General features: G+C 60.3%; 17 protein-coding genes. 5 read left to right on the top strand and 12 right to left on the bottom strand.

Annotated features, from left to right (window positions below):
* Positions 1-22: 22 nt before the first annotated feature.
* The 4 genes from E8M77_RS11910 to E8M77_RS11895 form a co-directional block, all read right to left on the bottom strand.
* Positions 23-2,059: a hypothetical protein gene (locus tag E8M77_RS11910; RefSeq protein WP_137130852.1), complete on the bottom strand. Its 2,037-nt coding sequence runs from the start codon at positions 2,057-2,059 to the stop codon at positions 23-25.
* Positions 2,056-4,365, bottom strand: a complete 2,310-nt coding sequence (locus tag E8M77_RS11905; protein WP_137130851.1) for a cellulose biosynthesis cyclic di-GMP-binding regulatory protein BcsB — start codon at positions 4,363-4,365, stop codon at positions 2,056-2,058. The genes E8M77_RS11910 and E8M77_RS11905 overlap by 4 nt, the downstream gene beginning before the upstream one ends.
* Positions 4,358-6,628 (bottom strand): UDP-forming cellulose synthase catalytic subunit, encoded by a 2,271-nt coding sequence (gene bcsA, locus E8M77_RS11900; protein WP_246659231.1) that lies wholly within the window; start codon positions 6,626-6,628, stop codon positions 4,358-4,360. Before bcsA ends, E8M77_RS11905 begins: the two co-directional genes overlap by 8 nt.
* A gap of 289 nt (positions 6,629-6,917) precedes the next feature.
* Positions 6,918-8,243: an FAD-binding oxidoreductase gene (locus E8M77_RS11895; RefSeq protein ID WP_137130850.1), complete on the bottom strand. Its 1,326-nt coding sequence runs from the start codon at positions 8,241-8,243 to the stop codon at positions 6,918-6,920.
* A gap of 235 nt (positions 8,244-8,478) precedes the next feature.
* Here E8M77_RS11895 and E8M77_RS11890 point away from each other — a divergent pair, with 235 nt between their 5' ends.
* Complete coding sequence (locus E8M77_RS11890; RefSeq protein WP_137130849.1) at positions 8,479-8,958, top strand: Lrp/AsnC family transcriptional regulator; 480 nt, start codon at positions 8,479-8,481, stop codon at positions 8,956-8,958.
* 11 nt (positions 8,959-8,969) lie between these two features.
* On the opposite strand, the gene E8M77_RS11885 is transcribed toward E8M77_RS11890, so the two are convergent.
* From E8M77_RS11885 to E8M77_RS11855, 7 genes are all read right to left on the bottom strand, one after another.
* Positions 8,970-10,631 carry an ABC transporter ATP-binding protein gene (locus tag E8M77_RS11885; RefSeq protein ID WP_137130848.1) on the bottom strand — a complete coding sequence of 554 codons (1,662 nt, stop codon included), beginning with the start codon at positions 10,629-10,631 and terminating at the stop codon, positions 8,970-8,972.
* On the bottom strand, positions 10,631-11,473 hold the full coding sequence (locus E8M77_RS11880; protein ID WP_137130847.1) for an ABC transporter permease: 843 nt from the start codon (positions 11,471-11,473) through the stop codon (positions 10,631-10,633). The genes E8M77_RS11885 and E8M77_RS11880 overlap by 1 nt, the downstream gene beginning before the upstream one ends.
* Positions 11,474-11,475: 2 nt before the next feature.
* Positions 11,476-12,426 carry an ABC transporter permease gene (locus E8M77_RS11875; protein ID WP_137130846.1) on the bottom strand — a complete coding sequence of 317 codons (951 nt, stop codon included), beginning with the start codon at positions 12,424-12,426 and terminating at the stop codon, positions 11,476-11,478.
* 97 nt (positions 12,427-12,523) lie between these two features.
* Entirely contained in the window at positions 12,524-14,134 is a 1,611-nt protein-coding gene (locus E8M77_RS11870; RefSeq protein ID WP_137130845.1) for an ABC transporter substrate-binding protein, read from the bottom strand.
* 70 nt (positions 14,135-14,204) lie between these two features.
* Positions 14,205-14,909: an HAD-IA family hydrolase gene (locus E8M77_RS11865; protein WP_170975830.1), complete on the bottom strand. Its 705-nt coding sequence runs from the start codon at positions 14,907-14,909 to the stop codon at positions 14,205-14,207.
* 239 nt (positions 14,910-15,148) lie between these two features.
* The gene (locus tag E8M77_RS11860) at positions 15,149-16,522 is read right to left on the bottom strand and encodes an aspartate aminotransferase family protein (protein WP_137130843.1); all 1,374 of its coding nucleotides are present in this window, start codon (positions 16,520-16,522) and stop codon (positions 15,149-15,151) included.
* A gap of 12 nt (positions 16,523-16,534) precedes the next feature.
* Entirely contained in the window at positions 16,535-17,383 is an 849-nt protein-coding gene (locus tag E8M77_RS11855; RefSeq protein ID WP_137130842.1) for a GNAT family N-acetyltransferase, read from the bottom strand.
* A 340-nt stretch (positions 17,384-17,723) separates the two neighbouring features.
* On the opposite strand from E8M77_RS11855, the gene E8M77_RS11850 reads away from it, so the two are divergent.
* From E8M77_RS11850 to E8M77_RS11835, 4 genes are all read left to right on the top strand, one after another.
* Positions 17,724-18,392, top strand: a complete 669-nt coding sequence (locus E8M77_RS11850) for a haloacid dehalogenase type II (RefSeq protein ID WP_137130841.1) — start codon at positions 17,724-17,726, stop codon at positions 18,390-18,392.
* 15 nt (positions 18,393-18,407) lie between these two features.
* A complete protein-coding gene (locus E8M77_RS11845) occupies positions 18,408-19,682 on the top strand; it encodes an FAD-binding oxidoreductase (RefSeq protein WP_137130840.1) in 1,275 nt (424 codons plus the stop codon).
* 173 nt (positions 19,683-19,855) lie between these two features.
* A complete protein-coding gene (locus tag E8M77_RS11840; protein WP_137131093.1) occupies positions 19,856-20,950 on the top strand; it encodes a GH25 family lysozyme in 1,095 nt (364 codons plus the stop codon).
* Positions 20,951-21,143: 193 nt separating this feature from the next.
* Positions 21,144-22,097 carry an MYG1 family protein gene (locus E8M77_RS11835; RefSeq protein WP_137131092.1) on the top strand — a complete coding sequence of 318 codons (954 nt, stop codon included), beginning with the start codon at positions 21,144-21,146 and terminating at the stop codon, positions 22,095-22,097.
* 259 nt (positions 22,098-22,356) lie between these two features.
* Here E8M77_RS11835 and guaD read toward each other — a convergent pair whose 3' ends face one another.
* Positions 22,357-23,721 (bottom strand): guanine deaminase, encoded by a 1,365-nt coding sequence (guaD, locus tag E8M77_RS11830; RefSeq protein ID WP_137130839.1) that lies wholly within the window; start codon positions 23,719-23,721, stop codon positions 22,357-22,359.
* Between the last annotated feature and the right edge of the window lie 36 nt (positions 23,722-23,757).

The raw sequence follows: 23,757 nt of genomic DNA, 5'->3' as shown, positions 1-23,757 counted from the left end.
ACAAGAACCAAGGGCCAGATCTTCACCGGTAAATTCCCGCTCTTTCGTTGATGGAGGTCAATCCGCGCTGATTGGCCGGGTCCTGCACCACCTTGTTCAGCTCGGTGAAGATGGCCTTCGACTGGCCAAGATTGCCGAGATGGTAATGTGTCCAGGCCCGCATCTGGCTCATGCCGACCGTTTCCGGCGCAATCTGCAGACGCTGGTTCAAGGCAGATAGAACCTGCGGATACTGCTTCTGGTCAAAGGCCGTGCGGGCGCGTTGCCAGAGGATTTCCGAGCGCAGTTCGCGTTCGCGGGCCGGCGTCAGGTTGTGGCGCGACAGAAGTGCATCCGCGTCATCCGTCAGCTTTGCCGCAAGCAGAGTAAGCCCCAGCCCATATGCTGCGTCATCCCCCTTGCCGCCACTGGCGGGCAGGGCTGCCTCGAAGGCCTTGCGCGCTTCGGCAAGACGTTCAAGCCCCAGCATGCACCAGCCACGCGTCAACTGTTCATCAGGGCTCAGGCTCTTGCGGGCCTCCAGACGTGCCAGATCAGTGACGCAATCGCCGTAGCGCTTGGCGAGGAAACTGGCCAGATAGCGCGGCGGCGCCTGATGCGACGGCTCGCCGACGGCCTGCCCCTTGACGCCCGAGGGAGCCGCAGCCGTTTTCAGCTCTGCGAAAACCTGCGGATAGGCGCTTTCATGACGGATTTTCAGCTGATCGAGCCCGCTGCGATCCTTCTGCTGGATCAGCGTCAGCGCCAGCCCCTTCAGGCTGCCAGCTGAAGGTTTCCATTCGAAGGATTTGCCGAACCAGGCGGCGGCCCCCTCGAACTGGCGGGAATTATAAGCATACCAACCGAGAATCTCGGCGTTTTCCGGCGACTGGGCCGACTGGATCGCCTGCGCATAGGCCTTGGCGACCTCCGGCTCCACGGCGGAGCGTTCACCCGCCTGGAAGGCGAAGGAGAGACTGGGCAGAAAACTCTCCCAATCTGCCGCCGCAAGCTCCAGATGAGAGACCACGCTGCGGAAGGCATCCTCATTGCGCCCTTCGGCGGTCAGCGCCAGAACCAGCCCTTTCAGGGCTTCGGTGGATGGAGCCGCTTGCAATGACCGGCTGAACCAGGCTTCGGCCTCCTTGTTCTGCTTGGCCTTCAGATAGTACCAACCGAGCAGAAGCTGGTCCTTTTCGCCGCCGGTCGCATCGGCTGACCGGCGAATGGTCAGCAGCGTGACGGGTGCTGGTTCCGTGGCGTCCGCACGTCCCGCCGCATAATCGGCAATGTCGCGCCGCATGAGATCAAGCGATAGACCCTGCATGCGGCTGCTGAGTTCAGGGGAGGGGGCGACAAGCCGCATGACCTGGCGCAATTCGGATGCCGGGAAATCTTCCACCGCCTTTTGCAGCGTCGTCAGGATCACATCATCGCTCAGCCGCTGTTCTGCCGGCCGAAACAGGATGCCGCGATAGATCGGCGCTGCCGCGGTTGCCATGTCGCTGCCTTTATAGGCATCGATCAGCATCCAGAGAAGATCGACCTCCGTCTCCGTCTTCGGATCGAGATCCTTGCCGGCTGCAATCACATCGGACCAGTTCTTCGCCTCGCTTGCCGTTGTCATGTCGTAGCGCAGTTTGCGACGCTCCAGCTTCTCGCGAAAATCGACAGAAGGCTCCCAGCCCGGATTGGCCGTGGCAAGCCTCGTGATCTCCCGCTCGATTGCGTCATAATCGTCGTTTTCGTAGGCGCGCCAAAGCGAGCTTTCGTCGACCTTCTTCTCGTCTGCCGGCTGATAGAGATCATCCGGCACGACAAACTGCGGAAACTTCAGACCGATCCGCTGGATCTCCCGCTCGACGCGCTGCTTCTCGCCCTGCCGCACATAATAATAAAGGGCGGCCAGTTCCACCGCATCCGGCCCATCCGAAACTGCCTTGCTCTCGCCGGCTGCCGGTTGCTGGGGCGGCATGCTTTGCAACGGCAGCAGGGTTTCGGCGCAAGCCCCTTGCGCCAGCAGGGTCAGCACCAGCGTCATCGACAGCTGACGCGACAGGATCATCTTGGGCGATATCATGGAACAGTCCTCACACCTTTGCGGGGAACGATATAGCCGAGCCAGAGGCCGAAGCTGCCGATCAGCAGGAGGATGAGGCCGACATAGACGATGAAATGATCGGACAACCAGGCAGCCGCCAGCCGACGCAGATTGCCAAGGCTGGTATCCGTCAGAGGGTAGAAGCTGTAGGCGGATGGCTGAATGCTGACGACGGCAAGATCCGAGCGTCGCACCAGCGCGGAACCACCCCGCAACGTGTTCCAGGCCGATGGCTCCGTCAGGGCATCGACACCCTGCTGAAGGTCATCTTCATTGGCTGCGCTGACTGTGGTCACAGTCGAGGAGAGAGCACCGTTGCCGGTCTGCACGATCGTCGCCAGAGCCTCGGACGCCTTCAAATGCGGCGGCTGATCGGCAACATCCCGGTATTCAAGCCAGCTGTTGACCATGTCGGATGCGCGTTGCAGCCCGTCCATGACACGAGCCACAACGGAAGGATCACCGCGCTCGTCAGCTGTCTTATCCTGGAAGGCCTGCAGCAGCATCTGCATGTCGGCGCCCGCATTCGAACCCGGAATGGCTTGCGTACTGGCAACCGATCCTGTCGTCACGCTGTCGAACCCGGCAGAGGCAAAGCGGGCTGCTCGCAGGCTCTTGCCATCCAGTTCCGCCATGGACGGATCGTCGGTTCCAACCACAAGCGCCGTGCCGGCCAGATCTGCGCCGGGCGCACCGATGCGCAGGTTCGTGGAAACGGGATGTTGGGCGCCAAGCGCCAGCCGCACCAGAAGCGTCGCGGCCACGCTCAGCTGCGCGGGGCTCGCGCGCTCCACAAAGAGCTGAACCTTGTCCTGCCGGTTGAACGGGTAGCCACGCCCGGCAAAGGCTGCAAGATCCGGCAGACGTCCCGCACGGGCAAGCGAGGGGATGTCGAAGCTCGTCTCGGACAGGAGCAGGAAGCGCGGCCGCTCCTCGTCGCGCGCGGCAAGGTCGCAGGCTTTGTCATCTTCGCGCGGCAATTCGGCCAGCACATCCACCTTGTTGATACCGGGATGGAAGGCCCGCAGCGGTAGATCGATGGATTTGTCGCGCAGAGTTACGCCATCTGCCGCATATAGCGAATGGCTCGTCACGGCCTTTTCGTTGACGCGCACCACAAGCTGCGCGCCGGGCAGCAGTTTTGGTGCCGTAGCTGCACTCAGCCGCATGTTGACCGCCGCATAATCGCCCGGATAAAAATCTTCCGGCATGACAATCTCGACGCTCGTACGAAACAGCCGTCCGGCAAAGGCATCAGCCGAGTGACCGAGCGCTCCCAGGCTCGTGCGACCGGGTTTGTCCGCCATGATGTGCGAGGTCTGCGCCAGCGCCTTGGCACCGATCATCACTGGCTGGAAGGGACCATTGATGGCCTGCACAAGGGCCGTTGCCATGGCTTGTTCCGAGGCGCCGCGCAACACGACGCGAATGCGCCCATTGCCGAGATCCTGCTGGGAAAGGCCGGCAGGCGCTGTGCTCAGTATACTGCGGGCCTCCGGCGATTGCAGCTTGCCCGCCGGATCGCCCATATAGAGCTCGATGCCGGGCTTGCCGCTTGCCGCTTCGGCAAAGACGACCTTGATATCGTCCCGCCCCAAAAGAAGTGCCAGCGACTGGATAACCGGTAGCGATTGCCGCGCCATGGCCTCCGTCGCACCTGTCGGGCCGATGACCCGCAATTCCGTCAGGCCAGTGTCGGTTCTTCCGGCAGACATCAGGATGGACGGATCGGCGCTGGACACCTTGGCCTGCGTCACGAAACCGCTTTGAACCGGATCGATCTGGGTCCAGAGCTCGTAGACCGCCTCCATGGAGCAATCGACGCGGTGGTGCTGGCGCGCCCTTAGCGTGATCGTGTTCCATCCCGCATGCAGCAGCTTCGCATCAATCTTCACATCATGCGTCGTCAATCCTTGCGGCGAACGGATCGGCAGCGATGAAACCGCCGTGTCATTGACGCTGACAGAGAGCGTTGCACCATCCGGCAGAACGGAAACCGCATTGGTATAGGCGATGCGGACAAAGCCCGCAGCCTTCGCCTGATCAGCCGCCAGATAGACGTGCAGGCGGCGCGTGTCATCCTCGCCGGTCAGGCGCATTTGCGAGGCGGATTGCACAAACGGCAAGATCTTTTGGGACGAACTGCTGTCCCCCGGCTGGGTGGATTGAGCCAGCTCAGGCGCCGCATCCGCCTGACCGGTCAAAAGAGAGGTATCGGCATCAGCCAGTGCAGCATGCACCACGCCACCCAAAAGAACGGCAGTCAGAACTGCGAGATTACGCATAGCTGAGCTCCTTCAGCACCGGTACGCCATTCGTATCACCCAGGCCGTCCTGCCCGCTCAGCCGTGCAGGTTGAAGCTGCAATTCCGCATCCGGATGGGATGTTTGCGTCGTTTCGCGGACCAGACCGAAGGCATAGACAAAGGCACGCAGCGTTTCGCGCACAGTCCAGAAGGCAAAGCGGGCCGTGCCAAGAAAGAACCCGGCCGGCTTCTGGCGTCGGGTCAGGCGCTCCTGCAGGCGGGATTGGTCGCAATACATCATCTCGGCAATCATCACGAAAGTGTCGGGCGTGCGCTCGCTATAGGCAAAGCCGAAATTTGGGTGCGCTTGGCCGGAATGCGCGCTGCGGCAGACGATTTCCGTCTTGAGCGCCCGGCCCTGCCGGCGCAGTTCCAGCGTCGCTGTCTTGCCCTGAGCCATCCCGTCCGGGACGCCTTCGAAGAACTCGATCTGGATGCCGCCGCTGGACACATCGTTGACGATTGCCGCATAGGATTTCTCATCGACATGCACCAGTGCATGGCGTTGCACGGTAAGCCGCTGGTTGCGCCGCCGCTCCCGCCGTTCGGCAACCACGCCAAGTGCCGCCCCGGCAAGCCCCGTATTGATGAGGTTCCAGCCGATGACGATCAGCAGCAGTTCGGATGGCATGGCTTCGGTCAGGTAGCGCCAGATGGCATAGACGGTTGCGCCAAACAGCAGGATGAAAATGGCGAAGTAAGAGCCTGCGAGCGGCGAAAGCTTGCTCGTTTCCAGCGTCTGGCCCTTGGCCGTGACATTGAAGGTCGGCTTTCGCGGATTGCGCACGACGCTGATAATGGCGCCGAACAGCATGACCGACTGCACATATTCGTAAAGCTCGGACACCCAGGGCCAGCGCACACGACCGAAGAGATAGCTCTGCATGGCAAAGGACGAGACGAGATAGGTCAGCGTATAGCAGATGAACTCGACGATATTGGCCTGGAAGATCTGCAGGGAAAAGAAGATGTAGAGAAGCGGCGCGAACATGAAAGTCAGCCGCGTCATGGGGAAGAGCCAGAAAAGGTTCGTACCCGCGTAGCAGATGCGCTGCGCAACGGTGAGGCCCCGTTGCAGGAAGGGCCGGTTCAGCGTCAGGATCTGCAACATGCCCTGCGCCCAGCGAACGCGCTGGCCGATAAAGGACACCAGCGTTTCCGGCTGCAGGCCGGCAATCAGCGGCTTGTCAACATAGACGCTGTGCCAGCCGCGGCAATGGAGCGCCAGCGCACTTTCACAATCCTCGGTGATCGACTGGCCGGAAAACCCGTCCGTCTCATTGAGTGCGGCACGCCGAAGGACGGCTGCAGAGCCGCAGAAGAAGGAGGCGTTCCATTTGTCCAGACCACGCTGGACGATGGAATAAAACATCTCGTTCTCCGATGGCATGCGCGCAAAGGTATCGAGGTTCTTTTCCAGCGGATCGGCATTAAGGAAGAAATGCGGCGTCTGCACCAGGAAGAGCCGATCGTCCTTGGCAAAATAGCCGACCGTTTCGCGCAGGAACTCACGAACCGGTGCGTGGTCGGCGTCAAACACCACGACCAGGTCACCGGTGGAGACCTTCAAACCTGCATTCAGATTGCCGGCCTTGGCGTGGTCGTTCTGGGCTCTTGCATGATAATGCACGCCAAGCGCCTGACAGAGTGATTGCAATTCCATGCGACGGCGGCGGGCGGCATGCGCCACGCGCGGATCGCTGTGAGCGCATTTGGCATCGGTGCCGCCATCGTCCAGCAGGTAGACTTTCAGTTTTTCGCGCGGATAGTCCAGTGCCTTGGCGGCGGCCAGCGTCAGCGCCAGAAGGTCCGGCGCCTCGTTATAGGAGGGAACAAAAACATCGACCGTCGGCAGGTCTGCCACATCCGGCATGTCGGGACGCTCCCGCTTCAAGGGATCTGCGACGATGAAGAAATTGATGGCGAGCATCACCAGGCAATACATCTCGGCCAGATAGAGAATGAGGCCGGGAATGAAGTTGATGGGTTCGGCAATGTCGGGAAGCGTCTCTGTCGTGCGCCAGTAAGCATAGCGCAGCGCAATGATGGCCGCAAAGACGAAGGAAAGTTGCCGGAAGGTCTTGCTGTCTGGCCGCGTCATGAAGAGCAGCATCAGGCCCAGCACAGTCAGGCTCAGCACAAGTTGAGCCTGAAGGCTCATTGGCAGCCACAACAGAAATATACCAAGTGCGCCCGCAATGATTGCCGGCATAGAGACGAACTGCATGTCGCCAAACCCCATGTTTCATCACCAGGGCCATCATTGCCTTGGGTCCCCCGCATGGAGACAGGGGCAAACTAGGAAGTATGCGTTATCAAATTGCTAATGCTTGGGAGACGCATAAATACGGCTGAATTTTGCAAAAAAATTCAATATTAAGTCATGAAAACAAAAGGATAAGCCCGCTATATCTCAGCGTTTCCGGTCAGTTTCGCGTTACATTCACCAATTCTGATGAAACCCAAAATGGGACATGATTAATCAGTGGTTAGGATTAGCCGGGAAAAACCTGGAGAAACCATACCCTTGATCAGAATTCCGCGACCTTGCCCCAGGCAGCGTCGTTCAACCGTTCCAGGCGATAGGGACGGGGATCGACGATCGGCGCACCGCCTGTGACGATATCGGCAACCAGATGGCCAGCGCCTGGCCCGATGCCGAAGCCATGGCCGCTAAAGCCGGCTGCCAGCACGAAGCCCGGAAGGCTCGGCACATCGGCAATCACCGGCACACCATCCGGCGTGCTGTCGATATAGCCGGCCCAGGCGGCGGCAACCGGTGCAGTCTGAAGTTCCGGCAGAAGAGCGCGCGCGCGGGAAAGCGTCAGCTCGATCTGCGCCCGGTCGAGTTTGGGATCAAGAATGCGGTTGCGCTCCATGGGCGTTGCCTGATCCAGCGCCCAGCGCGACAGGCTCTCATGCCCAGACAACAGACCCTGTAGCCCGCCGGGGGCGAGCGATCGCCAGCGCTTGGCAAACATCGGCAGAAAATACTGGGCAAACAGCAATTGCTGGGCCGTTGGATCGACGCGCGCCTTGCCGCTGATGGCCAGCCGCAGATGATCCTCGCCGCGGCGGGTCACTGAGACCTGTTTGGTGTGCAGCGCATCCGGCAGGCTGCCCTTTCCGATCCGCACTTCCAGAATGGATGAGCGGATGGAGGCCTGCGGAAAACGGATGCCAAGCTGCCGGCAGAAGGACGATGCCCAGGCGCCACCCGACAGAACCACAAGCGGTGTGCGAATGGTGCCAGATTCGGTCACAACGCCGGACACCTTGCCGCCCTCCGTCTCAAGCCCACGGGCCGCGCACATCTGGTGTACGGAACCACCGAGCTTGATAATCGCACGAGCAACGACGGGCGCCGCCCGCTCAGGATTTGCCGTGCCATCTGTCGGAGAAAATACGCCGCCCTTCCAGCTTTGGCCGGTTGCGGCGGCGCGTGCTGACGCCTGCGCGGCCGACAGCATATGCGTGGTGACGCCAACGCTTTTGGCAAACTCGCCCCACTTTGCCCAGCCGGCAAGTTCGGCATCGTCATTGCTGAGATAGACAAGCCCACAGCGGCGAAAACCGGTATCCTCGCCGCTTTCGGCGGCAAATTCGTCCCATAGGGCCAGGCTCTTGGTGGAAATCGGCAGTTCGCGCGCATCGCGGTTCTGCTGGCGGCACCAACCCCAGTTGCGGCTGGATTGCTCGGCGCCGATACGGCCCTTTTCCAGCAGCACCACTTTCAGGCCGCGTCTGGCCAGGTAATAGGCGGAAAACACGCCGACAATGCCGGCGCCGATCACCACCGCATCCGCTTGAGCTGGCAGCGGCTGGGACGTCTCGATGTGTAGAAGCGGCGCGGGCATGATCTTTCTCCGAATAGCAGTCCGATATTAACGGCAAACGACATCCGCGCATGCTGCAAAAGGCCTGTTCACAGCATTTGATGCCGCAGAACATCGGCATGCCGGTGTATAATTGCACACTGAAATTTCATAGGTTTAAATGGAAAAGAACATGCCTTGGGTGCTTGCTTGGAATGGCGTGGCGCATAAAATGCTGTTTCAAGCCCGGCCCTTGCCGTGCACTCCGGAGAGACCGATGAAACTGGACCGTATCGACATCAAGATCCTCTCCGAACTGCAGAAGAACGGGCGCATCACCAATGTCGAACTGGCCGACCTTGTAAACCTGTCCCCAAGCCCCTGCCTGATGCGGGTGAAAAAGCTGCAGAGCGAAGGCTATATCATCGGCTATTCGGCGCAGATCAACGTGGCAAAGCTTGGCCAGACCTTGACCGTGTTTACCGAAGTGACGTTGAAGAACCATCGCCAGATCGATTTTGCCCGCTTTCTCGCCGCCGTCGAAAAAGTGGATTCGGTCATCGAATGCCATCTTGTGTCGGGCGGCTACGACTACCTCTTGAAATTCGTCACCGCCGGCATCGTCGAATATCAGACGATCATGGAACGACTGATCGACATGGAAATCGGCATCGACAAATATTTCAGCTTCGTCGTGCTGAAATCACCGATCACCAAGGCGCATATGCCGCTGACGACCCTGTTCTCCGCCCCTTGAAGCCTTGGCGCTCAGCGTTTGGCGAAGGCGCGCACCAGTTCCGGGTCCTGTTCCAGACCGTCGAGCCAGCCCGGATCGAGCTTCGGCACGGATGAAAAGAGCAGCTTGGAATAGGGATGTTGCGGCCCCTGATCGAGACCGGTCGGCATGTCCTCGACCTTTTCGCCCTGGTACATGACGATCACTTCGTCGCAGATCGCCCGCACCGTCGAAAGATCATGGCTGATGAACATGTAGGATAGGCCAAGCTCGCGCTGCAATTCCTTCAGAAGATCGAGAATGGCGGCGGCCACCACCGTATCGAGCGCAGACGTGATCTCGTCGCAGAGGATGAGTTTCGGATCGGCGGCAAGCGCCCGCGCCAGGTTGACGCGCTGTTTCTGGCCGCCGGACAGTTCGGCTGCCCGCCGGTGCCGCACGGTGCTGGGCAGGCGCACCATATCCAGCAACTGGCCGATGCGCGCTTCGCGCGCCCGCGCATTCATGCCGTGATAGAAGCTGAGCGGCCGCCCAAGAATATCGCCGATCGATTTCGACGGGTTGAGCGCCGTATCGGCAAACTGGAAAACCATTTGCAGCTTGCGTAACTCTTCCTTCTGGCGTGCGGCAGCCGTCTGCGCCATCTGCCGTCCGTCAAAAATGATATCGCCTTTCGCCTGCGGCAGGATGCCGGCAATCACCCGCGCAAGCGTCGATTTTCCGCAACCGGATTCACCGATCACGCCGAGATTACGCCCGGCCTCCAGCCGGAAACTGACCGATTTCAAGGCCTTCATCAGCGGCAGGCCATCGACCTGGATCGGGCCATAGCCCGCTGTGATATCCAGGACTTCGAGAAGCGGCGGCTTGGGTGAAGCAACCGTCTCGGCAAGCGGCCTGGCATAATGTTTCGGCTCAAAGGCGGCCAGAAGCTCACGCGTATAGGCATGGGCCGGCGCTTTGAGGATCTGTTCGGTCGTGCCGATCTCTTGGATCTCGCCACCCTTCAGCACAACGATGCGGTCAGCAATCTGGGCAACGACGGCAAGGTCATGTGAGACATAGATGCCGGCGATGGCGCTCTTTTTCATCACGGATTTGAAGGCGCGCAAAACCTCGATCTGCGTCGTTACATCCAGCGCCGTCGTCGGTTCATCGAAGATGACGAGCTTCGGATCAGCAATCAGCGCCATCGCGGCAGAAAGCCGCTGCAACTGGCCGCCGGAGACCTGATGCGGATAGCGGCTGCCGATGGTTTCTGCATTGGGAAGGCTCAAGGCCTTGAACAGATCAACAGCCCGCGCTTCTGCTTGCGCCGGCGGCATCAGATCGTGAATGCGGGTGATCTCGATCACCTGCTCCATGATGGTCTGTGCCGGATTGAAGGCGGCGGCCGCACTTTGCGGCACATAGGAAACCTCCGTGCCGCGCACCTTGGCGCGGGCGCGCTCAGACAGCGTGACCATGTCCTTGCCGGCCAATGTTACGGAACCGCCGCTGATACGGCAGCCGCTGCGGGCATAGCCCATGAGGCTCAGCGCAATCGTCGTCTTGCCCGAGCCGCTTTCGCCGATCAGCGCGACGATTTCGCCCTCGGCAATATCGAAGCTCACGCCGCGGATGATCTCGATGATGCGTCCGGCATCGCTCTTGGCTTCGATCTTCAGATCCCGAATTTCCACGAGATTGGTCATCACTGGCTCCGATCGCGGATTTTCTGGGGAAGGTTGTCGATCAGCAGATTGACGCCGATGGTGAGGCTGGCAATCGCGATGCTGGGAAACATCACGGCTGGCGCGCCAAACGGCAGGCCGCCGATATTCTCGCGCACCAGTGCTCCCCAATCGGCATTCGGTGGCTGGACGCCGAGCCCGAGGAAGGAGAGACCCGATAGGAGCAGCACGATGAACACGAAACGCAGACCAAGATCGGCGAGAACCGGCCCGATAATATTGGGCAGGATTTCCGAACGGATAAGGAAGAACGTGCCCTCGCCGCGTGCCCGCGATACAGTGACGAAATCCATCGTGTTGATATTGACGGAAAGCGCACGGGCAAAGCGATAGGCGCCGGGCGTGTAAATCACAGCCAGCGTGCAGACCAGGACCGGGATGGACGAGCCGATACCGGCGACGACGACAAGGCCGAAGAGCTTGCTCGGAATGGAGTTCAGCGCATCGAGGAAGCGGCTGAGCAGCGTATCCAGCCAGCCGCCGATGACGGCCGCCGTCATGCCGAGCGTGACGCCGACACTGCAGGAGATCATCACGGCAAGCAGCGAAATGCCGACTGTATAGCGGGCGCCCATCAGGATGCGCGACAGGATATCGCGGCCAAGATAATCGGATCCGAGCCAGAACTGTCCGCTGATCGGGCCGAAATAATCGTAATCGACGATTTCACCGATCGGGTAGGGGATGATGAGCGGTGCCGAAAGCGCAACGATCGCCCAGCCCGCCACAAGGCAGAAACCGATGAGACCAACGAGATTGAAACGATAGCCGGCGGCGCGCAGAGAGAAAAATGATCGCACCATGACTATCTCAGCCTCGGATTGGACAGGATCGCGATGATGTCTGCCGTGGTGATCAGGAACAGATAGACGATGCAAAACAGCATGGCGCAGGTCTGGATGAGCGGCAGGTCGCGGGTGGAGACTGCATCGACCATCAGCTTGGCAACGCCTGGATAGTTGAAGATCGTCTCAACGATGATGACGCCGCCAAGCAGATAGGAGAGGGAGAGGGCAACCGCATTGACGATGGGGCCAAGCGCATTGGGAAGCGCATGTTTCAGCACCAGTCGCTTGCGCGATGCGCCCTTCAGCAGTGCCATTTCGACATAGGGTGTGTTCAGCGTATCGATGACGGCGGCCCGCGTCATGCGGATCATCTGAGCGGAGATGACGAAGGAGAGCGTGATCACCGGCATGGCATAGACCCGCAGCAACTGGCCGAAGGTGTGGATCTCATTGGCGAAGGACAGTGCCGGCAACCACTTCAGATAGACGGCAAAGACCAGAACGGCAGAGGTTGCCACCATGAATTCCGGCACGGATACGATGCCGATGGAGAGGATCGTCACGCTGCGGTCAAACCAGGAACCGCGCCACATAGCAGCCGTGATGCCAAGCGTCAGCGCCACCGGAACGGAGACGAGCGTGGTAATGCCTGCAAGCTTCAGGGAATTGGCAAGCCGCGGGCCGATCAGGTCCGCCACCGGCATGTTATTGGCATAGGAAATGCCGAAATCGCCGGTGAATATGCCGCCAAGCCACTGGATGAAACGCCAGATGGCCGGATCGTCCAGATGCATGGCGGCCCGCAGACCGGCCACCGCTTCCGGCGTTGCCGCTTGGCCCAGCAGAACTTCCACAACATCGCCGGGCAAAAGCACGGTGGCGGCAAACACCGTGAACGACACGATGAGCAATGTGATGACCGCGATCATCAGACGTGCGAGCACGAGATTGAGAACATGCCTGTTCATCGATGACCCCATTCCTGTGACCTGACCTCGACGAGATCAATGATAGCATGCGCAAGGGCGAAGCAGTCGCCCTCACGCATACCGTACACGGTGAGGATCAGGCTTCGAGCCAGACATACTCCGCAAAGGAGTAACCCATCATGCCGCCGAGCGGATTGGCTTCCAGACCCTTCAGCTTGGCCGAGATGGCATCGACGTTCGACAGGTAGACCGGGATGGCAGTGCCGGCCTGGTCGGCAATCATCACCTGCATCTCGTTATAGATTTCCTTGCGCTTGGCGATATCCAGAAGGCCGCGGGCCTCGATCAGCATGCTGTCGAATTTCGGCGACTTGAACTGGCTTTCGTTCCACGGCGCATCCGAAGCGTAGAGCAGCGAGAACAGGATATCCGGGGTCGGACGCGGGTTGATATTGCCGAAATGCATCGGCGCCTTCAGCCAGTAATTCGACCAGTAGCCATCGGAGGGCACGCGCTGGACATCGAATTTCATGCCGATCTCGGTGCCGGCCTGCTGCAGGATCATCGCCATGTCGATGGAGGAACCGGCAGCTTCGGAGGCCACGACCGGAATGCTCTGGCCGATCAGCCCTGCCTTCTGGAACAGCGCCTTTGCCTTGTCTGGATCGAAGGCCTTCGGCTTCAGATCCTTGTTGTGGTAGATGCTGGCCGGCGAAACCGGCTGGTCATTGGCAACCTCGGCAAGACCGCGCAGGGCCGACTTCTGGATCTGCTCGCGGTTCAGCAGATGCTTGACGCCTTCGATAAAGCCAGCCTTGTCGCCGGGCGTCATGTCGAGGCGCATGTTGAGATTGGTGTAGTTACCTGACGTTGTCTTGGACAGAACCACGCCCGGCTGGCTTTCGACGAGACGGATCGAGCGCGGGTTGATCGCCGCTGCCAGCTGGATATCGCCAGAGAGAAGCGCATTGACGCGGGCGGAATCATCCGGGATGCCGAAGAATTCGAAAGAGTCGAGATGTGCGCCGCCGGACTTGAAATAGTTGGCATTGCGCAGGCCGACCGAGCGTGCACCCGGCTCGAACACTTCGCAGGTAAACGCGCCGGTGCCGTTGGCCTTGGTGAAGTCCGTCGTGCCGTCGGCAATGATCATGAAGTGATGCATGGCCAGAATCGTCGGCAGGTCGGCATTCGGATTGGCCAGTGTGATCTGTACGGTCAGATCATCGATCGCCTTGATCTCGGTCATCTGCTTGGCGATGGAATTGACCTTGGAACCGGTCGCCTTGTCGAGGTGACGGTTCATCGAATAGACGACGTCGGCCGAAGACAGCGTCTTGCCATTGTGGAAGGTCACGCCCTTGCGCAGCTTGACGATCCAGACCTTGGCATCCTTGCTGTCGATGCTTTCGGCCAGTTCCATCTGCGGAACGCCGGTCTTGTCGAGATAGGTCAGTCGGTTGTAGAAGGCGCAGCAGCGGACATAATCGGTCGAAAGCGATGCCTTGGCCGGGTCGAGCGTGTCAGCCGTGGAGGAAGACCAGCCGGCAGCCTTGAGCGATCCGCCCTTGACGGGCGTTGCCGCCATGGCAGAACCGGCGCGACCGAGGATCAGTCCGCTTGCCGAGGCCGCAACACCACCGGCCAGCATCAGTTGCAGAAGTTCGCGGCGCGTGGCGCCCCGACGAATGGCATTTTCGACCATGGCATCGTCTGCGCCGGTCCAGTTGGTAACCTTATCAGTCATGTGCATTCCCCTTTTTGTTGATGGTGCATGCCTGCCGCTTTTGACTGCGGTAATGAATTGGCGCGGGCCTTCAGGCAGCACTTGCCTCGGCAAGGCCGGCCATGGAGGTGAAGTGGTAATCGGGCGTCGTGAAGCTTTCCGGCTCGATTGTGCCGCCATAACCCTTTTGGGCGTGACGGCGCTCGATCCAGCAATTGGTCATCCCGAGTGTCCGCGATATGCCGATATCGTGGTACTGGCTCTGCGCCACATGCAGGATATCGTCCTTGCTTGACCCTTCAGATTGCACGAAGGCAAAGACCTGATGGAAGAAGGCCGGGTCGGGCTTTTCCGTGCCGGTATCATCGGCGGTAAAGCCGCGATAGAAGGGATTGCCCAGCGCTTGCGAAAAATGCTCAAAGGCCCAGCGCCGCGCATTGGTCATGGCGATCAGCCTGTAGCGTGCGGAAAGCGTGGCCAGCGCTTCGGCGCTATCGGGAAAGGCCTTCCAGGTTTTGGCGGAATCACGCAGGCGCTCGCCGAGGATCTTTTCAGCCGGCAGGCCGAGTTCCGGCGCAATCGCCAGGTAGACGCGCACCAGATCATCGGGAAACAGACCGGCATCATCGGCATAGCGCGCTGAACGGTAAAATGTGAGCGCTGCCTCGCCATCGATGCTGACACCAGATTCGGCAGCGATCTGCGCCAGGCATTCCTTGATGCCACCTTCGAAATCGATCAGCGTGCCGACGACATCGAAGCTCAGATATTTGAAATCGGCAAGAGGCCTTGTCATGTCATCACCCTCAACGCCGGCGTGGCAAAACCCCGCCTGCAGAATTTTATATTGCGGCACCCGTTCCGGGATCTTCCGCGTTCCCTTGCGGATGCCCATGTTTTCCGGGCTTTCCGTCTATTGTTGAAGAGCAGTTTGGCAGGAAGGCCGCAGCTTGTGCGCTGAATGGGCAAGCTGCGGCGGCAGAAAATTCCGAATCCGGGCGCTTCGCGGTATTTCGCGGCAAGGCCCTTGTCGTCTCAGGCCATCACGGCGCGAATGTCCGGATCCTCCAGCGTCTGGTCCAGTGTCTTTCGGGTGCGCGCAATGATGGCGTCAATCTCGTCATCGGTGCAGCAGAGCGGCGGCGCATAGCCCAGCGCACCATTGGCGAAGGCGCGGATAATCAGCCCATTGTTCCAGGCTCGGTCGAAGATCCGCTTGGCCGGCTCGGCGGATGCCGGCAGCGGCGTCTTCTTGTCCTTGTCGGTCACCAGTTCGATAGCGGCCAGCATGCCGCGACCGCGCACATCCCCCACCAGCGGATGATCGGCAAGGCTGTTGAGACCCGCCATCAGGCGTGCGCCAGCCTTCAGGCCATTTTCAAGGATCCCGCCCTCGTAAAGCTTCAGCACCTCAAGACCGACGGCCGCACTGACGGGATGTGCCGAATAGGTATAGCCGTGACCGACGGCTGCCGCACCGGCGCCATCGGCAATCGTGTTGTAGACATGCTCGGACATGAAGACCGCACCCATCGGCACATAGCCGGAGGTGAGGCCCTTGGCCGTCGTCATCAGGTCAGGCACCACATCTTCATGCGCGCAGCCAAACAGCGGGCCCGTCCGGCCAAATCCTGTAATCACCTCATCGGCAACGAACAGGATATCGAGTTCGCGGCAAAGATCGCGCATGGCCTTCAGCCAGCCATCCGGCGGAACGATCACGCCACCGGAACCCTGGATCGGCTCGGCATAGAAGGCCGCAACCCGCTCCTGGCCAAGCTCTTCCACCTTCTGGCGAAGGGCGGCCTTGGACGCCTCGATAATGGCTGCGCCATCCGTGCCGACGGGATTGCGATAGGGATAGGGGGAGGGGATCTTGTGCTGCCAGTCGAAGGGAAGGCCGAAGCCGGCATGGAAAGCGGGAAGGGCGGTGAGGCCAGCGCCGACGGTCGAGGAGCCGTGATAGCCCTGCATCATCGAAATGAACTGGTCTTTCTGTGGCCGGCCCTGGGAATGGTAGAAATAGCGGATGAAGCGCACGGTACTATCAACGGCATCCGATCCGCCCAGCGTGAAATAGACGTGATTGAGGTCGCCCGGCGTGCGCTCGGCAAGTTCTGCGGCAAAGCGGATGGCGGCTTCGCTGCCCAGCCCGAAATATCCGGTGGCATAGGGCAGTTCGCGCATCTGCTTGGCGGCAGCTTCCACGATGCTTTCATGGCCATAGCCGGCATTGACGCACCAAAGACCGGCAAAACCGTCGATCATCTGATGGCCCTGCGCATCCGTCACGGTCGCGCCCCTGGCCGAGGCGATCACCCGCACACCGGCAGCCTCGTGCCCGCGATAGGAGGCGACGGGATGGATCAGGTGGGCACGGTCAAGTTCGATGAGTGAATTGCTGAACATGGTCTTCTCTCTTCAGCCCAGGGCCTGACTTGCCAGGGCAAAACGGTGAATGGTCGGATCAGAAGGCAAGGCCGATCGTTTGCCGGCGCGGGTCATGGCAATGCCGCCACCGGCATTGACCAGCCAGTGGGTGGACAGCCAGTCGGCAAGCCCGGCATCCGATGTCGTATCGACACGCAGGAAGCTTCCGGCCTGGCGCGTCGAAAACAGGAATGAAATCAGCGAACGGGCGTCTTCATTGTCGTGCGCAATCACGGGACCGACCACCTCGCCGCGGCCGAAATCGCGAATGACACCGTAGCCGACAAGCTCTCCATGACGGCGCAGAACTGCGATCCGTCCATGGACTGCCAGATAATCGATGAGATTGCAGCGATCCGCCCCCAGCGCGTGACGGTCAAGCGCAAGGATCTCGGCCCGGTCGGCATCCTGCGCCCAGATCACATCGGCGGGTGCTGGCGGCACCGTTGAGAGCGGCCCCTGCTGCTGCAGGATGTTCCCGGTCTCGACGAAGCCAAGCTTTCGATAGAGCGGCAGGCCGTCCGTCGTTGCCACCAGCCGGCATTCGCGATCGCCAGCCAGTGCCAGCGCCTCCTGCATCAGCGCCTTGCCGATGCCGCGACCGCGCAGGCTCTCATCGACGATGACCATGTTGATCGTCGCGACATCCTCGCCAAAGGGCGTGAGAAATATCGTCGCCATCACCCGGCCGACATCCACCAGCACAAGACCGCGGCTGAGCGTCAGCAGCATGTGCCAGTCTTCCAGGCGATGCGGCCACTTGGCCTGGCGCGACAGCATCAGCGCGCCTTCCAGATGCTGCGGTTCCATGGCTTGAAGATCGATCACTGCGGCCTGCACCTTAGTCTCCCTTGTCTGTCCCATCATGTGTAAACGGGCAGCCCAAGAAGATCGTCCCGAGCTTTGCGGACCAACGGCATCTTTCGCCGTCCACTGCTGCCATCACCGCATCTTATGCCGCACACCACATGCCTTGCCCGGCTCAAAGCAGGAAATTGCGTGAGAAATGGCAGAGAGCCCCGGCTTGCGGCGCAACTCTCTGCTTTTGCGGGCTCCAGATACGCAACAATCTGCTTTATGGGCACGAAAATAGGGTGCGAAGCGCGCGTTGCCTGCGCCTATGCTCGGCAGCACGATCAGACGCCTCTTCCAACGTCTCCATTTTCGAAGGACACGCCCGATGACGACATTTCGCCCGAAATACATCAGCTTCGATTGCTACGGCACGCTAATCAACTTCCAGATGGCGGAAGCCGCACGCGATCTCTATAGCGAGCGTCTGTCTGAGGAAGAGATGACGCAGTTCATCAAGAATTTTGCTGCCTACCGGCTAGACGAGATCATGGGCGACTGGAAGCCCTATGCCGAAGTGGTGCACAATGCCATTCAGCGCACCTGCGCCCGCAATAATGTCGCCTTCAAGCCGGAAGATGCCCTGATGGTCTATGAACGCGTGCCGACCTGGGGTCCACATGCCGATGTACCGGCCGGCCTTGCCAAGGTTGCGCGCGAAATCCCGCTGGTCATCCTGTCAAACGCCATGAATTCGCAGATCATGTCGAACGTGGACAAGCTTGGCGCTCCCTTCCATGCCGTCTATACCGCCGAACAGGCACAGGCCTACAAGCCGCGCTTCAAGGCGTTCGAATATATGTTCGACATGCTGGGCTGCGGTCCGGAGGACATGCTGCATGTCTCCTCCTCCTTCCGCTATGACCTGATGTCGGCACATGATCTCGGCGTCAAGAACAAGGTCTGGGTCAATCGTGGCCATGAGCCGGCCAATCCCTATTATGGCTATGTCGAGATTGCCGATATCTCGGGCCTTGCCGGCGTTGTCGGTCTTTGAAGAAAGCATGAACCGATGAAGTTCCTCTCCTACTGGCACGACACGGCGCCCCGCTTTGCCGGCGCCGCCACAAGCCCGCTCGAAGGCCATTATGATGTCGTCGTGATCGGCGGCGGCTTCACCGGTCTTGGGGCTGCACTGCAACTGGCAAAAGCCGGTGCGCGCGTGGCCGTCGTGGAGGCGCAGCATATCGGTTCTGGAGCATCCGGCCGCAATGGCGGACATTTGAACAATGGCTTGGCGCATTCCTATCTGGGCGCCAAGGCAGAGCTTGGCAAGGAACGGGCCATTGCGCTCTACCAGGCGCTCGATGATTCCATCGATACGCTGGAAAATCTGATTGCCGAGGAAAAGATCGACTGCAATTTCCGCCGTGCCGGCAAGCTGAAACTTGCCTCCAAACCGCAGCATTTCGACGCGATTGCCCGCAATTTCGAGGCAATCCATGCCGAGGTCGATCCCGATACCGCGCTTCTATCGACCAGGGACCTGGAAAGCGAACTCGGCTCGCCCTTCCATGGCGCCATGTTGTCGAAGAAAAGCGCCATGATGCATATGGGGCGCTATGTGGTGGGACTGGCAGAGGCCGCCAGCCGGTATGGCGCGACGATTTTCGAAGGCGCTACTGTGACCGCCCATACGCAGGCAAATGGCAAACATGGTATAGAAACCAGTCGCGGGCGCCTGACCGCCGGCAATGTCATTGTCGCCACGGGTGGCTATACGACGAAGAATTTCGCCTATTTCCGCCGCCGCATCATTCCGGTCGGCAGTTTCATCATTGCCACGCGACCGCTGAGCGATGCGGAAGTGGCAGACGTGATGCCCGGCAACCGCACCTGCGTGAATTCCATGAACATTGGCAATTACTGGCGCCTTGCGCCGGACAATCGGTTGATCTTCGGCGGGCGAGCCCGGTTTTCCGCCACATCAGACCAGCGATCGGACGCCAAAAGCGGCGAGATCCTGCGCGCAAGCTTAGCGGCGATCTTTCCGCAACTGGCAAAGGTCGAGATTGATTATTGCTGGGGCGGCCTCGTCGATATGACGAAGGACCGCTATCCGCGCGCCGGCTACCAGGATGGTATCTGGTTTGGCATGGGCTATTCCGGCCATGGTGCGCAGCTTTCCACGCATCTGGGAACAATGCTGGCCGATGCCATTCTCGGACGGCCGGATCGCAACCCGCTGAACGGTCTTTCCTGGCCAGCCGTCCCCGGGCATTTCGGCAAGCCCTGGTTCCTGCCGCTTGTGGGCCTGTATTACAAAGCGCTCGACCGGCTGCAATAGACGCAACGAACACGCGAATTTTATCATCAGCTATCGCTAAAAAACACGAAACACGCCTTCCGGTAAAGTTTGCATTTAGGTTTTTCCGGTAATCCTCTGTTAGCAACTCCACCCGTGGTCACGGTCGAGACAGTCTCCTCGTCCGGTCCCAAGCGTACAGAGTATCCGTGTTCATGCGTATCAAGGCTCTATCCACCATCGTCATCGGCTGCCTCGTTCTTGGCGGCTGCCGGTCGAGCGACCCGGAAGAGGTCCTTAATCTGGCGCCGTCGCGCGAGATCACCAATGCCGTATCGCCGATGGCGCCGCCGGCACCGGTTGGCGATGTTGCAGCCGCACGTGCGCCCCTGTCTGCGCCGGTCGCCGCGCCCGCTCCCATGCCCGTTGCAATGCCCGCTCCCGCACCACATGAACTGGCCTGGGCCGGCAATACGCCACAGGCGCATGGCGTCCCGACCAATGCGCCGCAGGCGGGACTGCCAAGCCCCGCCGTCCGGCCCGTTGCGCTCACCATGCCGGCGGCACCGGAAGCCTATAATCCGAACATCAAGCGTGGCCGCGTCTACAGCCAGCGCTTTCGCGATGCAAAGCCGATGAATTTCGGCCGCGTCACGCCGCAGCATCACCCGGTTCATGGTGTGGATGTCTCGCGCTGGCAGGGCGAAATCGACTGGCCGAAGCTGCGCTCGCAGGGCGCCAACTTCGCCTATATCAAATCCACAGATGGCGGTGACCATCTGGACCCGATGTTCAAGACCAATTGGAACCGCGCCAAGGAAGCCGGCGTCAAGCGCGGCGCCTATCACTTCTTCTACTGGTGCCGCGTTGCCAGTGAGCAGGCGGAATGGTTCATCCGTAACGTGCCGAACGATCCCGATGCGCTGCCCCCGGTTATCGATGTGGAATACAATCATCTGTCCGATTGCAAGCGTCGCCTGTCGCCGGAGAAGATCCGCGAAAAGATGCAGGTGTTCATGGATATCCTGGAGCGCCACTATGGCAAGCGTCCGGTGATCTACACGGCACCGGATTTCTACAAGGACAATCTGCAGAACGCCTTCCTCGATTATCCCTTCTGGCTACGTTCGGTGGCGGCCCATCCGTCGAAGATCTATCCGGGCCGCAAATGGGTGTTCTGGCAGTATTCCGGCTCCGGACTGTCGCAGGGCGTCAACGAGAAGATCGATCTCAACGTGTTTGCCGGCACCGAGGAACAATGGCATCACTGGACGACGGCAACCGTCTCCCAGCGCATGGCCAGCCGCTAGTGGTTCGATTCCGACATTTGCATCCCTTGGCAGCGCCCTCGCGAGCAAATTTCGATCGCTCCTAGGGCCGATGGTATAATGCCAACAGTGCGGGTTGAGCTTGTTGCCGTGTCAGGCTATGGGCTTGGTCGCCAAGAACGGCGCGCGCAATCAGCCCCGCAACCAGCCCCGAACCAGCAAGGTCCATCCGCTCATGATCCCGGCTTTCCTCGTCACGCATTCCGGTGGCTTCCATGCCGATGAGCTGTTGTCCAGCGTCATCCTCACCCGGCTTTTCCCGCAAGCACGCCTTGTGCGCAGCCGCGCGCCCGAATGGATCACGTCAGCCAAGGACCGGATCATCTATGATGTCGGTGGCGCCTATGATGCGGATGCAGCGATCTTCGACCATCACCAGCGTGGCGCGCCGCTGCGCGAAGATGGACAGCCCTACAGCTCGTTCGGCCTGATCTGGAAACATTACGGTCGAGAATACCTGCTGGCCTTCGGCGTTCCGAATGGTCATGTCGATCAGGTTCACGCAGCATTTGACGCGGGCTTTGTCCTCCCGATCGATCTCGTGGACAATGGTGTGCTCAGCCCCTCCAGTGCCGGACTATTGGCCGGTCTCACGCTGCCCTCCCTGCTGGAAACGCTGAAGCCGGTCTTTGATGACCGTGAACCGGAAGCGGACGACCGGGCATTTCACCAGGCGCTGGCGATTGCCCGTCATTTTGTCGAGGCGGCCATTGGGCGTCACGCGGCCAAGCTCAGGGCGCAATCGCTTGTGCTGGATGCGATTGCTGCCACCGGTGACAGGCGCGTTCTGGAGTTGCCGATGGGCATGCCCTTTCGCCCGGCCATCATCAAGGCTGGCGCCGATCATCTGCTTTTTGTCGTGCATCCGCGTGACACGGACTGGTGTGTCACCGGTATCCGGCGCGACGAGGACGGCTTTGCGCTGCGGGCAGATCTTCCCGCATCTTGGGCGGGTCTCACGAATGCGGATCTGGAAGCGGCAAGCGGCGTGACGGGGGCAATCTTCTGCCACAATGGACGCTTCATTGCGGCGGCAAAGACCCGCGAAGCAGCCCTTGCTCTGGCCGAGCTGGCGGTCGAGGCCGCGCAACTGGCGGAAAACGCGAGCGCAACCACCAGCAAGGCGTAGCGTAAAAAGAGCAACGGCCATGAAAGCGTGGTGACAAATCGCGTGCCTTTGTTGAGCCTGAGGCAAAGCGCCAATCCAAGATCTTGTCTTCGTCGTGTTAAGTTTACGATGCTGTCAGCAGGCATGTCGGCGACTGACCGCGTCGCCTTTTATGGGGAGCACCGAAAAGATGAACACCGAGGTCAAGACGTCGTGCTCGAAAATGTCGATGCATCATGGCTGAAACCTCGCAGAGCATGCCAAGTCAGATGCCCGCCGCTTACGCCACCTTGCGGCCATCCACGTAAACTGCGGCAATATTGGCGCGGGAGGCTGTGAAAATGATTTTCTGCAAGGCCGCTTCGCTGCCCTCGTCGCCGTCGAACAGGCGCAACGTGCCGCCATTCGCTTGCGGATCGATGGTGATCGCGTCGAACCGATAGCCCGGCGTGAACTGGCCGACCGGCAGATCCAGCGCCTTGCCGCCGCCAGCCGTTGCCACGTGGAAAGCATGGCGAAAATCGATGCGGGCCTTTGCCCCGCTTGCCCTCAGATGGGGTGGAAGATTGCCATCAACGCCGCTTTCCAGCATTCGCGAGACAAGGATGGCCGCTCGCATATTTTCCAGCAGCGAAGCGCTCGGCCCCCCGGAAATATCGCTGCCAAGCCCGACATGCAGACCCTTTTCGAGTGCGGCCCGCAGCGGAAACACCGCGCCGGCAAAATAGGCATTTGACAGCGGGCAATGGGCAACCGCCGCTTGGCGCACCTTGATCTGCTCCATGTCGTCAGGCGTCAAAAGGTTTGAATGGGCCAGCATGCTGCGCCGGGTCAGAAGCCCGAAACGATCGAGGCTCATCGTATCGGTCATGCCGTGGCGGGACAGCACATAACCATGCTCCCAGTCACTTTCCGAGCAATGGGTCTGCACATGGCAGCCGCAGTCGGTTGCAAGCTCACCCAGACCTTGAAGCGTTGCATCCGTGCAGGCCGGGATGAAACGCGGTGTTACCACCGGCAAAACGGTGCCGGCGGTATTGTCCGGATGCGCGCGCACATAATCGATCAGCGCCTTTGTGCCCTTGATCGCCGCATCGGGCGAAGCATCGCGGTAATAGTCCGGGCATTCGTCCGGGTTGTCCATCGCGACCTTGCCGATCAGGGCGCGCTGGCCTTTCTCCAGGCAGATATCGACCAGCAGCCGCGTCGCATCCTGATGGATGGTGGCGAAATAAAGCGCCGTCGTTGTGCCGTTTGCCAGGAGATCCTCGACCAGCAGGCGATAGGCGCGTCGCGCAAAGGCAAGATCGGTGTAACGTGCCTCGAGCGGAAAGGTGTAGGTGTGCAGCCAGGTTTCGAGCGGCACGTCGAGTGCCGTGCCTAGCTGCGGATATTGTGGCGCATGTACATGGCAATCGACAAATCCCGGCAGCAGACTATGTTCCGCTGGCAGCCGGCACAGGCGTTCCTGCCGCTCGGCATCGGATTTTTGCAGCCCATAGGCCTCATCACCCGGACGAAGAACAGATTGGATGATGCCTTCGCCATCGAGCACAATGAGGCTGTCCTTCAAAACCTCGATCTCGCCCGGCACCGGCGCGTGAAAGCCGCTCGCCAGCAGCACCTTGTTCCTCAGATCGCGCATGCAGATCTTCCCGTCAAATCTGCGGCCCTCAGAACG

The organism is Rhizobium sp. FY34, from assembly GCF_005222845.1.
In the GTDB taxonomy this organism is placed as follows: domain Bacteria; phylum Pseudomonadota; class Alphaproteobacteria; order Rhizobiales; family Rhizobiaceae; genus Neorhizobium.
This window is presented reverse-complemented; position numbering and strand designations above follow the sequence as displayed.